General features: G+C 63.4%; 11 protein-coding genes. All 11 read right to left on the bottom strand.

What is annotated here, in order from left to right; translation table 11 throughout:
* Nucleotides 1-20: 20 nt before the first annotated feature.
* The gene (locus tag WT53_RS14635; RefSeq protein WP_034204461.1) at nucleotides 21-1,109 is read right to left on the bottom strand and encodes an alcohol dehydrogenase catalytic domain-containing protein; all 1,089 of its coding nucleotides are present in this window, start codon (nucleotides 1,107-1,109) and stop codon (nucleotides 21-23) included.
* 46 nt (nucleotides 1,110-1,155) lie between these two features.
* Nucleotides 1,156-2,163, bottom strand: coding sequence for an ABC transporter permease (locus WT53_RS14630; protein ID WP_034204460.1), 1,008 nt, complete (start codon nucleotides 2,161-2,163; stop codon nucleotides 1,156-1,158).
* The gene (locus WT53_RS14625) at nucleotides 2,150-3,670 is read right to left on the bottom strand and encodes a sugar ABC transporter ATP-binding protein (RefSeq protein WP_034206138.1); all 1,521 of its coding nucleotides are present in this window, start codon (nucleotides 3,668-3,670) and stop codon (nucleotides 2,150-2,152) included. The genes WT53_RS14630 and WT53_RS14625 overlap by 14 nt, the downstream gene beginning before the upstream one ends.
* Before the next feature lie 62 nt (nucleotides 3,671-3,732).
* A complete protein-coding gene (locus tag WT53_RS14620; protein ID WP_034204459.1) occupies nucleotides 3,733-4,674 on the bottom strand; it encodes a substrate-binding domain-containing protein in 942 nt (313 codons plus the stop codon).
* Nucleotides 4,675-4,794: 120 nt separating this feature from the next.
* Complete coding sequence (locus WT53_RS14615; protein WP_034204458.1) at nucleotides 4,795-5,754, bottom strand: AraC family transcriptional regulator; 960 nt, start codon at nucleotides 5,752-5,754, stop codon at nucleotides 4,795-4,797.
* A gap of 240 nt (nucleotides 5,755-5,994) precedes the next feature.
* The gene (gene panE, locus WT53_RS14610; RefSeq protein ID WP_034204457.1) at nucleotides 5,995-6,942 is read right to left on the bottom strand and encodes a 2-dehydropantoate 2-reductase; all 948 of its coding nucleotides are present in this window, start codon (nucleotides 6,940-6,942) and stop codon (nucleotides 5,995-5,997) included.
* A gap of 199 nt (nucleotides 6,943-7,141) precedes the next feature.
* Nucleotides 7,142-7,996: a peptidyl-prolyl cis-trans isomerase gene (locus WT53_RS14605; protein WP_034204456.1), complete on the bottom strand. Its 855-nt coding sequence runs from the start codon at nucleotides 7,994-7,996 to the stop codon at nucleotides 7,142-7,144.
* Between the two features lie 96 nt (nucleotides 7,997-8,092).
* The gene (locus WT53_RS14600; RefSeq protein WP_060260335.1) at nucleotides 8,093-9,826 is read right to left on the bottom strand and encodes a ShlB/FhaC/HecB family hemolysin secretion/activation protein; all 1,734 of its coding nucleotides are present in this window, start codon (nucleotides 9,824-9,826) and stop codon (nucleotides 8,093-8,095) included.
* A 207-nt stretch (nucleotides 9,827-10,033) separates the two neighbouring features.
* Entirely contained in the window at nucleotides 10,034-12,070 is a 2,037-nt protein-coding gene (locus WT53_RS14595) for a filamentous hemagglutinin N-terminal domain-containing protein (protein ID WP_257127840.1), read from the bottom strand.
* Between the two features lie 96 nt (nucleotides 12,071-12,166).
* Complete coding sequence (locus WT53_RS33515) at nucleotides 12,167-12,394, bottom strand: hypothetical protein (protein WP_155294366.1); 228 nt, start codon at nucleotides 12,392-12,394, stop codon at nucleotides 12,167-12,169.
* A gap of 468 nt (nucleotides 12,395-12,862) precedes the next feature.
* Nucleotides 12,863-13,252 (bottom strand): hypothetical protein, encoded by a 390-nt coding sequence (locus WT53_RS32405; RefSeq protein WP_080747707.1) that lies wholly within the window; start codon nucleotides 13,250-13,252, stop codon nucleotides 12,863-12,865.
* Nucleotides 13,253-13,320 lie beyond the last annotated feature (68 nt).

The following is a 13,320-nucleotide window of genomic DNA, read 5'->3' as shown; positions in this document are numbered from 1 at the left end:
GGTGAGGCGCACGCCGGCCGTCAGCGGGCCGGCTTCAGCAGCACCTTGATCGATTCGGGCGATTTCGCGATGCGGATCGCGTCGTCCCAGTCCTCCAGCGCGAAACCGTGCGTGACGATGCCCTTCGACGTGACGAGCCCGCGCGCGAGCAGGTCGATCGCGACCGGATAGCAGTATGGCCCGAGATGCGCGCCACGCACGTCGAGCTCCTTGCGATCGCCGATGATCGACCAGTCGACGGTCGCATCCTCGCCGAACACGCTGAATTCGACGAAGCGGCCGAGCTTGCGGATCAGGTCGAGCCCCTGGTTCACGCCGACCGGCGCGCCGGTCGTCTCGATGTAGACGTCGCACCCGTAGCCGTCGGTGAGCGCGCGGACGATCTCGCGCGCATCGTCGCGCCGCGGGTTGATCGTCACGTCGGCGCCGTACTGCCGCGCGAGTTCGAGCCGTTCGTCAATCAGGTCGATCACGACGAGTTTCTTCGGCGTCTTCAGGTGTGCGACCTGCGTCATCATCAGCCCGAGCGGGCCCGCGCCCGCGATCACGACGACGTCGTCGAGCTGGACGTCGCCGCGATTCACCGTGTGGATCGCGCACGACAGCGGCTCGATGATCGCCGCATCCTCGAGCGATACGCCAAGCGGGATCTTGTGGACGATCGCGGTCGGCGGAATGCGCATGTACTCGGCCATTCCGCCGTCGGCGACTTCGCGCTGGAAGCCGAAGATGTTGTGCACCTCGCACATCCAGTACTGGCCCGACTTGCAATAGCGGCACTTGCCGCACGGCACGATCTGCTCGGCGATCACGCGATCGCCGATCGCCACGCCGAAATGCTCGGCCGCGCCGTCGCCGAGCGCTTCGACATGGCCGAAGAATTCGTGGCCGGGAATCACCGGCGCTTTTACCCACGGGCTCGGTCCGCCCCAGAACATCTTGGCGCCGGTATAGCACTTGCAGTCGCTCGCGCAGATGCCGCACGCGGCGATGCGGATCACGAGCTCGTTCGTACCGGGGCGCGGCTTCGCGACCTGTTCGACGCGATAGTCCTCGGGGCCGTGGCAGACGACCGCGGTCATGCGCGGCTGGGCTTCGGGTGTCGTCATGAGTTGTCTCTTTTCCAATTGATTCGGATGACCGATGGATCGATCTTTACCGCGATCGCTCGCGGCTGATGTAGATCGCGAGCAGGATGATTCCGCCCTTGATCACGTTCTGCACGTACGGGTTCACGCCGATCATGTTGAGCCCGTTGTTGAGCACGCCGAGCAGCAGCGCTCCGACGAGCGTGCCGAGGATCGCGCCGCGCCCGCCGGAGATCGACGTGCCGCCCATCACGACGGCCGCGATCGCATCGAGCTCGAAGCCCACGCCGGCGTTCGGCTGCCCGCTCATCAGGCGCCCGGTCAGCACGATCGCGGCGAGCGCCGACGTGACGCCGGCCAGCGTGTAGACGATCAGTTTCACGCGCGCGACCCGCACGCCGGTGAGCCGCGTCGCCTGCTCGTTGCCGCCGATCGCGTACACGTAGCGGCCGAACGGCATCCGGTCGAGCAACAGCCACGCGATCGCATAGATCGCCAGCATGATCAGCACCGGCGCCTGGATGCCGAGCACCTTGCCGCTGCCGAAGAACGCGACCCAGTCGGGCAGCCCGTCGATCGGATAGCCGCCCGTGTAGATCAGCGCGAGGCCGCGCGCGATGCCCATCGTCGCGAGCGTGACGATGATCGGCGGCATCCCCGCGAACGCGACGAACACGCCGTTCAGGAAGCCGAAGCCCAGCCCGACCGCGATGCCGATCCCCAGCGCGGCGGCCGCGTTGACGCCCGCGACCATCAGCCCGGCCGCGAGCGTGCCCGACAGCGCCATCACCGAGCCGACCGACAGATCGATGCCGCCCGTCAGGATCACGCAGGTCATGCCGACCGCGATGATCGCGTTGATCGAGACCTGGCGCAGCACGTTTTCGAGGTTCGCGGCGGACAGGAAGCTCGGGCTCGCGATCATCATCGCGATGCACACGACGACGAGGCCCACGAGCGGATAGAACAGCGTCGAGCGGCGCAACTGCGCCCACATCGCGCGGGGCGGCGGCGCATCGGCGGTCGTGGCCGCGAGCGTCGTGGAATGCGTGGAAGAGGAATCAGGCAGGTTCATGGGTCGCTCCTCGCGTGCCGGCCGTGGCATAGGTCATGACCGTGTCGGGATCGATCTCGTCGCCGGCGAGCGTCGCCTCGATGCGGCCCTGCCGGAACACGGCGACGCGATCGCACATGCCGACGATTTCCGGCAGTTCGGACGAGATCATGATGATGGCGTAGCCGCGCGCGGTGAGTTCGCGCATCAGCCCGTAGATTTCGGCTTTCGCGCCGACGTCGATGCCGCGCGTCGGCTCGTCGAAGATCAGCACCGACGTGTGATGGTTCAGCCAGCGCGCGATCACGACCTTCTGCTGATTGCCGCCGGACAGCGTCGCGACCTCGGTGTGGATCGACGGCGCCTTCACGCCGACGCGCCGCATTACGTCGTGCGTGGTGCGCGCCTCGCCGCGCCGGTCGATCAGCCAGCGCATCGACCGGTACTTGCCGAGGTTGTTCAGCGAGATGTTGTCGCGGATCGAGAACGACGTGACGAGCCCTTCCGTCTTGCGGCTTTCCGGCAGGAGGCCGATGCCCGCGCGCAGTGCGTCGGCCGGATCGGCGAGCGTCGCCACCGCGCCGCGGACGCGCAGCTCCTTGCGATGCGCGCGCATCGCGCCGATCACCGCGAGCGCGGTTTCCGTGCGGCCCGAGCCGACCAGCCCCGCGAAGCCGAGGATCTCGCCGGCGCGGAGCGCGAAGCCGTTCACCGGACCGTCGCGCTCGATCTGCAGCGCATGAACCTCCAGCACGACCGGCGCGTCGGCCGGCAGCGTCGGCTTCGGCGGAAAGCTGCTTTCGATCCGGCGGCCGACCATCATCCGCACCAGTTGCTCGACGTCGGTGCGCGCGACGTCGGTCGTCGCGACGTACTGGCCGTCGCGCAGCACCGTGATGCGGTCGCACACCGCGAAAATTTCGTCGAGGTGATGCGAGATGAAGATCATCGCGACGCCCTGCCGCTTCAGCTCGCGCATGATCGCGAACAGGTGCTCGGCCTCGGCCGGCGTGAGCGTCGCCGTCGGTTCGTCGAGGATCAGGATGCGCGCGTCGAGCGACAGCGCCTTGCCGATCTCGACGAACTGCTGCTGCGCGACCGACAGCGCGCGGATCGGCGCATCGAGATCGATCGCCACGCCGAGCCGCGCGAAGATGGCCGCCGCCATCGCCCGCATCCGCTTGCGGTCGCGGGCGCCCCAGCGGTTGCGCAGTTCGCGGCCGAGGAACAGGTTGTCGACGGCATCGAGGTGCGGAATCAGGCTGAATTCCTGGAACACGATGCCGACGCCGGCCGCGACCGCGTCGTGATAGTCCGCGAAATGGCGCGCGGCGCCGTCGATCTCGATCGTGCCGGCATCCGGCTGGTGGATGCCGCACAGGATCTTCATCAGCGTCGATTTTCCCGCACCGTTCTCGCCGAGCAGCGCATGGATCTCGCCGCGCGCGATCTCCAGATCGATGTCGGACAGCGCCTTCACGCCGGGAAAGCTTTTCGTGATGTGGCTGAGCCTGAGTATCGTATCCATCGGCTTCTCCGTGCGAAGGGCGTCGGCCACGCCGCCGCCCTTCGCGTCGCGTCGCACGTCGTTCACCAGCTGAAACCCTTCGCGTTGCCGCGATCGACGACCTTCACGTCGACGGGGATCGCCTTCGGCACCGTCGCGCCCCACTTGCGCGCGATCGCGATGCCGAGCGCGATGCGCACCTGGTCGGCCGGGAACTGCGCGGTCGTCTCGACGAACTTCGAGTTCGGCTTCTGGATCGCGGCGATCGCCTCGGGCGCGCCGTCGACGCTCGTCAGCTTGATGTCCTTGCCGGACCCCTCGATCGCGGCGAGCGCGCCCATCGAGCCGCCGTCGTTCACGCTGAAGATGCCCTTCAGGTTCGGATGCGCGGAAATCATGTTTTCGGTGACCGACAACGCGGTCGCGCGCTCCTGCTTGCCGTTCTGCGTGTCGACGAGTTTCACGTTCGGGAATTTCGCGAGCCCGGCCTTGCAGCCGCGCACGCGTTCGAGAATCGGCACGACCGGGATGCCGTCGAGGATCGCGACCTCGCCGCTGCCGCCGATCGCCTTCGCGAGGTATTCGCACGACATCACGCCCGCGTCGTAATTCTTCGAGCCGACGAACGAATCGACCGGGCCGTTCGCGTTCGCGTCGACGGCCACGACCACCGCGCCCGCCTTCTTCGCTTGCGTGATCGCCGACTGGATGCCGGTCGAATCGGTCGGGTTCACGAGCAGGATGTCGATCTTCTTCTGCAGCATGTCCTCGACGTCGCTCACCTGTTTGCTGACGTCGTGATGCGCGTCGGTGACGACGACCTGCGCGCCGATCGACGCGGCCGCGTCGTTCAGCGCCTTCTGCATCGTCACGAAATACGGGTTGTTCAGTTCCTGAAACGTCATGCCGATCCGCAGCGGCGCGGCGTGCGCGGCGGCGGGCAGCAGGGCCGCGACGGCGAGCGCGGCAACGGCCGCCAGGTGGGCGGCGCGACGGGAGGATGAGGCGGGCGATGCGTGCGTCATGACGGTGTCTCCTGAATTGTGTGCGGCTTTTTCGTGGGTGAATGCGCCCCTCGCGACGTGAGCGACGCGATCGGCTGGGTAAAACGACGGAGCAAACTCGGGCGGGCGGCGGCCCGGCGATCATCCGGGCTGCGGCGCGAGTTCGGGTGCGCCGGGCGTCAGCACGCGCGGCGGCAGCGGGTTACCGGTGGGCGCCGCATGCAGCGCCAGCTCGCGGCTGCGCGCGTTCAGCCGTTGTAACGCGCGGAATTCGGACGGCGCCATCCCCTTCACCGCGCGGAACTGGCGGTTGAAGTTCGACACGTTGTTGAAGCCGGCCTGGAAACAGACGTCGGTGATGCTCGCGTCGTCGGCAAGCAGCATCTGGCATGCGGATTCGATCCGCAGACGATTCACGTACTGGACGAACGGCATACCCGTGTGACGATGGAACGCGCGCGAGAACGCGCTGACGCTCTGCCCGGTCAGTTGCGCGAGATCGGATTCGCGCAGCTCGGATGCGAGGTTCTTGCCGATATACGACAGCGCGTGACTGAGCCGCGTCGGCGTGACGTCGGCCTGGTCGTATGCGGGGCTCGCGAGCAACGTGCGCTCGGCCGCGCCGCACAGCCGCTCGAGGATCGTCATGAACAGCGCGATGCGGTGCATGCCGCGCGCGCTCAGCAACGCGTCGAACAGCGGGGCGATCGCGGCGCTCGTCGCCGCGTCGAAGCCGACCCCGCGCCGCGCATCGTCGAGCAGCGTCTGCGCGTCGCGACATTCGGGAAACGCGTCCATGCAGCGGCGCACGAACGAAGGATCGAACTGGATCACGAGATTGCGCCGCTCGACGGTTTCGCCTTCGGCCATGTCGCTGACCCAGTTGTGCGGCAGGTTCGGGCCGAGCAGCACGAGATGGCCGGGGCCGAACGAGCCGATGTGATCGCCGACGAAATACTTGCCGTGCGTCGCGACGATCAGGTGCAGCTCGAATTCGGGATGGAAGTGCCAGCGGATCGTGCGATACGGATAGCCGTGCGACCAGACCTTGAACGACTCGTCGCGTCGCACTTCGACCACTTCGAGATCGGGGTGCATCATGTTGGCGTCTCCATTCCCATGTATCGCTGGCCGGCCTGTTCGGCTCGTTCGCGCGTCCGCCGGCGGTTTCGCGCGGCGATGCGGACCGGTCGCATGGGAAGCAATGTAGGTCGATCGAGCGCGCGGCTCCACCAACTTTACGCCTGATTTCCGATACTTTTTTGCACGATCCGGCCGGAAACGGCGCCGGACGGCAAATTTGTTGCGGCGCGCAACGGCGCGGCGGCCGGCCGCACCGGCTTACGTCGCCGCGCGCTCGCGCGCCGTGCGCGCCTCGTACGTCTTCAGGTGGTTGTACGCGATCCGCAGCAGCGACAACGCATCGGCCGCCTGCGGGTCGCGCCGCGCGAGCAGGTCGCCGATCACGTGATCGGCTTCGACGCGCGCATGATTCTCGACGTCGCGCAGCATCGACGCGGTCAACGGCGACGGCGTCAGCACCATTCGCTGCATCCGCTCGCTGGCCGACGAGTCGGGCCGGTGGCCGTTGTGTTCGGCGATCGCGCTGCATTCGGCGAGCATCGTTTCGAGCAGGCGGCGGCCGTCCGGCGCCGCGAGAATGTCGCCGATCGAGCCGCGAAACAGCGACGTGCTCGCGGCGAGCGTCGCGAGGAACACCCACTTCTCCCACATCCGCGCGGCGATATCGTCGCTGAGCGTCGCGTCGAAGCCCGCGCCGCCGAGCACGTCGGCCACCGCGCGCACGCGCGGCGATTCGCCGCCGGCAAGCTCGCCGAACGTCACGCCGTGCGTGTCGTTCAGGTGCACGATGCGCTGCTCGCGATCGAGCGTCGCCGCGATCACGCACAGCCCGCCGAGCACCTGCGCGGCGCCGAAGCGCTCGCGCAGCACGTCGAGGTGACGCATCCCGTTGAGCATCGGCAGGATCAGCGTCTGCGGGCCGACGAACGGCGCGAACGACGCAATCGCGTCGTCGAGGCTGTACGCCTTGCAACTCAGCAGCACGAGGTCGAACGGCGCGAAGCCGGCGCCCGCGTCGCCCGCGCGCACGGTCTGCACGTTCGCGAGCGTCAGGTCGCCGCGCGGGCTGCGGATCAGCAGCCCGTCGCGTGCAAGCGCAGCCGCGCGACCGTCGCGCACCAGGAACGTCACGTCGCGCCCCGCCGCGGCCAGCCGGCCGCCGAAGTACCCGCCGACCGCGCCGGCCCCTACTACCAGAATCCGCATCGTTGCCTCCTTTTGGTTTTGTTTGGTGTCCGCATCAGCCCCGTCCATGACGTGCGCCCTTGGCTGCATTACTTCTGTCCCGTCATATCCGCTTCAAAAGCCGTGCTGATATTCACTGCACGATCATCAAACGCCATTGTTACCGGACTCGCTGCATGATCGGAGATTGAGGCATTCCACGACATTTCATTGACGACGCTTACTGCTGAATCGTCGCATTCTTCATCAATCCGCCGACGAAACTCGCTGTCGCCTTCTCGACCGCCAATGCCTGCAACTGCTGTTGAATAGTCGCCTTCGCTGCATCAAACGACGGCACTTGCGTCGGTCGCTTCGCATCGATCTTCACGATCGCACGCGGGCCATTGGCGTCATCGCCGAGTGCGATCGACTGAGGCGTCACGCCACCTGCGGGCAACTGTGTCATCGCCTGCGCAACTGCGACGGGCAATCCTTGCGTATTCCCGTCCGTCACTGGCATCTTGAAACTCACCCACGGCAGCTCACCGCCGGCAGCAGCGGTCGGCGCCTGGCTGTACTGACGAGCCAGTGCGTCGAACGACTGCCCTGCTTTCAAGCCGGCCAACACCGTCGTGGCAGTCGCGGCGTCCTTCGTCACGATAATACGCGGCTTGATCTCCTCCTTTCCGAGCGATGCAACGATCTCGTCATATCGAGCCTTCACTTGGGCATCTGTAACCGGTTCCGGTTTCACGTTGTCGCGCACGAAAAGTTGCGTCTCGGTGGTCGATTTCGCAAGCTGAATAGCGGTCTGCACTTCTGGTTTGCTGCCATAGTTCGCTTTGTCGGCCGCTTGTTGAATTAAAACGCGCGCGATCAGTTGGTTCTTGATTGCTTGGCGAAACTGCGGCGTATCAGGCTGGCGAGATGCCTGCAACACCGCGTCGACCTCCGCCTTGGTGATTGGCGTACCGTTCACCATTGCGACAGCGCCGGTCGGCAATGTCGAAGATTGTGCGTGTGCCTGGACAGGCAACGCCAATTGCCATGCAATCGCGGTCGCGATCAGCATTCGGTTGAACGTCGTTTGCATGTTCAATGCTCCTGCTTGAATAAGAAGGCACAGCGACCTCCGCCGCTACTCAAAGTGTCCGACATTGAGGGGTAACCGGACACGACCAAAGCCGTCCTAGTAAAACCAATTCAAGGTACCTAGCACCAGTGTCGCCTTGTTGCCAAGTGCGGCCGGCTGTGTCAACGCGCGGCCGACCAACACCTCGCCCGACAACGATTGCTTACGCCACTGCCATTGCGCCCGCAGCCCGGCGCCGATGCCGGCGAGCGTCGGAAAGCCGGACGCGCCGATCAGGCTCGTCTTGCCGGCGTCGAGAAACATATACGGCTCGATACGACCTTCCTTCCACATCGGCACGTTCACCCACGCGAGCTCGTTACGCGCGTAGAGGCCGCGGTCCCCGGCGATTTCACCCGACCGAAAGCCGCGGATCGTATCCATGCCACCGAGATAGAGCTGCTCCGAGCCGTACAGCGCTGTATTCGTGTACTGGCCACCCAACACGCCACGGTACACCAGCACTGCCCCGTTCAGCCTGGGCAGTGGCAACGTCACCGTCGCGGTCACATCGAGCTTGGTGAACTGGCTATGCGCCGCGTCGCGCGCAATGCCATGTTCATCGTGATTTGCGCCGAACCACGGGAGACCCTGAGACACTCCGCCATTGACGGTGAAATTCCCCTGCGCGTCATTCATCACAAACTTGTGCAGCCAGTTGCCGCCGATTCGTAACACGGCAACGCGCTGCGGATCGAGGTCTGCTCCGTTGATCGTTCGATCTGTGCGACGCCAAGAGAGCGTCGTGTCGATGCTGGTGATGTCGCTCACGGTTCTGCCGAACTGATAATTCCAGCCGAAAATATGCGAGAGCGTGCGACCATAGAGCAGCGCCGTCGAGCCGATCAGCTGCTGATACTCGGAGTCCGCAATCGTGTAGCTAAACGTACTGCGCCCGAACGGCACGGCAAAAGAACTCACCAGCGCGTTGCTGTCCTGACTGTCGAGGAAGTTGACGCTAAACGATTCCTGCAAACCAAGCAGGTTGTTCGCTTCGACACCGGCCCGATAGCGCGTCACACCCGTTGCGGCGCTGCCGTAGTTGTCGACGCCGAGATTGAAATACAGCCGGTCGCCTGGCTTGTTGTCGATGGCGACGATCGAGTCACCGGCATTCTGGCCCGGCAGAATTTGTACCGCGGCCTGATTGCGGCGCAGTCGGTTGATTTGCGCGACGCCTTGATCGATGTCCGGTAGACGAAGTGGATCGCCGGGCGAGACAGGGAATGCATTCGCATAGCCGACGTCGGTGAACCAGCCGCCACCTGCCGAAGCTTCACCGGGTTTGAGGCGATGGATCGGTTGCCCGTTGACGACAAATGCCGAGACGTGACCGACCTGAATCGTGACCGTGAGCGTACCTGACGACAGATTCTGTTTGCCAAGCAGTGCGCGCGTCGTCACGTAACCTGCCGAAACGAAGGCATCCGTGAGACGTTTCAGCAGCACATTGATCCGATGCGAGCCGAGATCGTGATTCGCAAACTCTCCGATGATTGAATCAAGTTTCGTTCGCGATATACCGCCGGGCGACTCGAACGGCTTACCGTCGGCCGATTGCAGCAGGATCTGTCCGACCCGAAACGTTGGGCCACTTTCGATAATCGCGTCGACCGGCGTACCGAGCGGAACGTCTAGCGCCGTATCGGCCGGCGGAGGGACAGTCACCGAAGGCGGCGGTTGCTCGAGCTGACGCTGGCGCGCCTGTTCGCGCTGCTGCTCGATGATCAATTGCGCAGGGTCCTGCACCGGCCGGACCGCCGGAGGCACCGTTTGCGCATGCGCCGGCATGTACCACGCAGCGAGGCTCGCGATCAGCAGCGGTAGCTTGTATCGGGGGAAGACGGGTGCTTTCATCGTTGTTGTGCGTGCAGAAACCCGTGAGCCGACGTGGCGTTGCGGGTCGCGCCGCTTATCGATGCGGCGAAGACGACCGTGATAGTCAGAAAAGCGACGACGACTATGTCGAGGCGATTTTTCGTTCGATAGTTCATTCGTTTAACGCCACCACCACGTCGTCAAACCCAAGTGCTGATCGATCGAGACCGGCGTTCGCGACAGCGCACGCACGGTAGTGATGCCGCCAGCAGCCGTGACACCCTTTCCGCCGCTGAACGAGCCGCCGTCGATCACGCCGTCTCCGGTCAGAAAGACCTGTCCGTTCGCGGCAAAGCTGCCGCCGATATCCATCGCGATCAACTGCGCCCACGTGCTACCGAAGAACGCCTTGAAACCACGATCCTGATTGATCGCCGAGTAGCCGGTCACCCCCTGCGCGTAGGTGACGGGCGCGTCGACCTTGATGTCACCCGTTGCGAAGACATTCCCGCCGACGTTGCGCGCGACGGTGCCGCTCTTGATCGAGATGTTGCCGCCCGCGCCGGATTGCGAACCGCCGCTCGCCTGAATCGTGCCGCCGTAGGGCGTGACGCTACTCGACGCGTTGGCGTGACAGAAGATCCAGCAGCTGCGCGAATAGTTCGCCTTCCCCGAGAACACGGCCGCATTCGTGAACGCATTCTGTGCAGCAATGGCGATATCACCGCCAGTCGCTTGAATCACACCGCCCGAGTTTGTCACGTTCCGCCCGGTGATCGTCAACGGCCCGCTCGTCGTCGCGAGGTAGGCAATTTGGTCGGGCCGGTCGACGGTGCCGTAGTCGACGTTCACGCCCGTCGTCGAATGCGTGAAGAACAGGAAGCTGCCGCCTCGATCCGTGTATGTCGTCGACTGACCGCCGTTCGTGCCACCTGAATGATCGATGACGTTGAGCACGTCGCCGGCCGCCGTCAAGCTCATGCCGCCGTTCGATGCGACGCGCGCATTATCGTTGACGATGTTGCCGCCCGCAGTCAGCGACGTCTTGCCATTGGCCGAGAAAATGATGCCTTGATTGCTCGCGCTCGATCCGTTGCGAATATCGCCGGCCGCGTTCAGCGTCAGGTCGCCGCCGGAAGGTGTGCCATTTGTCGTCGTACCCGCCTGAATCACGCTGCCGACATTCGTAATGTCGCCGCTGCTCGCCAGATTGACAGCGTTGGTTGCACTGATCGTCGACGGGCCGGCTGCATCGTCCGAAAGCGAGATCGAGCCCGCATGAACCGTCGCGTTGTTTCCGGCATTCAGTTGCGCGCCCTGTAGCGTAACCGCGCCGGTCGTCGAGATCGAGGCGTCATGTGCGCCGAAAAACTGGTTGTCGGCAATCGTGACGTCGCCAGTCGACGTGACCACGGCATCGCCAGCGTTCGCGTAGAGCTTGCCGAGGCTGCGCACACCTGCTCCCTGATCGGTGACGACCAGTTCGACACGTCCGGCGGTTAGACCGCCGGCGGCAGTAATGTCGACGGCGAGCGCTTTGCTCGTCGCACCAGGAGACGACGCACCGATCCGCCAGTCGTGTCCGTTGTCAGTGGGCGACATCCCGCCGTTCCAACTTGTCGTGCTGCTGCCGACCATGCCACGAATAAAGCTCGGCACGCCAGTCTTGTTGTCGTAGGTATTCGTGACCGGCCCGTTCACAGCCAGTTGCTTGGCGACAAGGTCGAGGCCGATCAGGTCACCCGTCAGGCCGCCCGCACCGATCGTGATCGCACCGCGGTCCGTGTTCAGCACGACGTTGCGCTGTACCGTACCGGGCGCAAGCGTCACGTCGGTGAAACTCACTTGGCCCGTCGACAGCACGACGTGGCCAGTGTTCGTGAAGCTTCCGCCGTCAATCGTCACACCGTTCGGATTGGCCAGAATGACGTTCGCGCGCGGGCCGAGGACGTTGATGTTGCCCTGGATCAGCGACGGGTTCGTACTCGTGACCTGATTGACGATCGTGCGCGCGTTGATGCCGACGTTGTTGAGGTCCGCGCCGGCTTTCGAGACGTTGAACGACGAATAGGTGTTGTTCGAAACACCGCCGATGGCAGGCGCGATGTTGACGGTCTGTCGCCCCGTCGCACCTGTCGAAATAGACGTTGCGGTGCCTCCATCCGCGACGATGCCTGACGCAAAAGCAGAGCAAGACACGCCAAGCCACGTCAGCATTAAGCTATGTTGGAGCGGTTTTCGATAAATCATCCGTCTCGACCCCGGAAAGTTTTTCATTTTTTTACTTCTAAGTCTGCGCAGAGTCTCTTCTGCTCAACATTTTCCCATTTTCCTGCCGGCCACAATCAGCGCGGTAGGTTGTGGCAGCTTCTGCTTATCCAATACGAATGCCAGCAGTTCATATGCGCCCCCGTATTCGCCATGGTCAAGATATTCACGGACATCACTCCGATCTTGCTCGGACAGTTCCGTTTCAATCGCCGCGAGCGATTCCTGAAGTAGTCGGGGCAACTCATCAAGGTGAGACTCATCTACTGTCACCTATGGTTCCTCGCAACGTTCGTTGGTACCGCGGTCACAACACCTCCGCCTCCACTAGCTGGTTCGATCGCCACTCGGATATTGATCCATCAAACTAGGGCAAGTGGTCATGCCCTTTCCGTATCGAGGAGCTAAGCATTCAGCATCTGCGAATGCCATTGATGGCTAATAAGATCAACAGGCTCCAAGTACCGGAGAAACGTGTGCTTTTCACGCGTCGCTAGCGACGCATCAGACGATCCGATGGGGGTACTCCATTCCGACTCACAATCTTCACATATCACGAAGAGAGAGAGTGACCGTCCTTCTCGACAGCCACCAAAACACACCCTTCTCCGCAAACTGGACACGATTCCTTGACCACCGAGACAGCCGAAACCGCGTTCGCTTTGCGAAACCGTGACATGATCTCACCTCACCCGCGCCATCTAATCTATCTATCATTCTCATTGGAGTCGGAAGTCAATTTCAGAACCCGGGCGAATCGCGCCAATGGCAATAGGTCGGAAATTTTGTTCCATTGACAAATGAAAGAAAAATCTCAACAACTTGGCTTGCCATGAACCATTCATCTGAACGCAACGGGATATTACCTGCTCGGAACGAAAGAATTGTGCCATCTGGTCGGATAAGGCTTGGATTATCGTGATAGGCACGCGTGCGTTTCGAATCTTTAACGACGTAACGCTCCACCATGCACGACGCCCCTCCTCCTGCAACCTGAACATAATTACCATCAGCGTCAGTAATAGACGCATATGACGACGGTCCATAGCTCTTCAATGCCTTGATGGCTCGAACCACCTGCGCCTCGCGAACGTTATCAATGGGTGGCTTTCCTTCAACTTCGAACCTCATAATATCCATCCCAACCTCACGGCAAAGTAAGAAGTTCCGTCGGAACGATATTCCCGTGGGTTGCCTGG

The sequence above is a fragment of the Burkholderia sp. MSMB2157WGS genome (assembly GCF_001532755.1).
Taxonomy (GTDB): domain Bacteria; phylum Pseudomonadota; class Gammaproteobacteria; order Burkholderiales; family Burkholderiaceae; genus Burkholderia.
The sequence above is the reverse complement of the archived record's forward strand: the minus strand, read 5'-3'. Positions and strand labels throughout refer to the sequence as shown.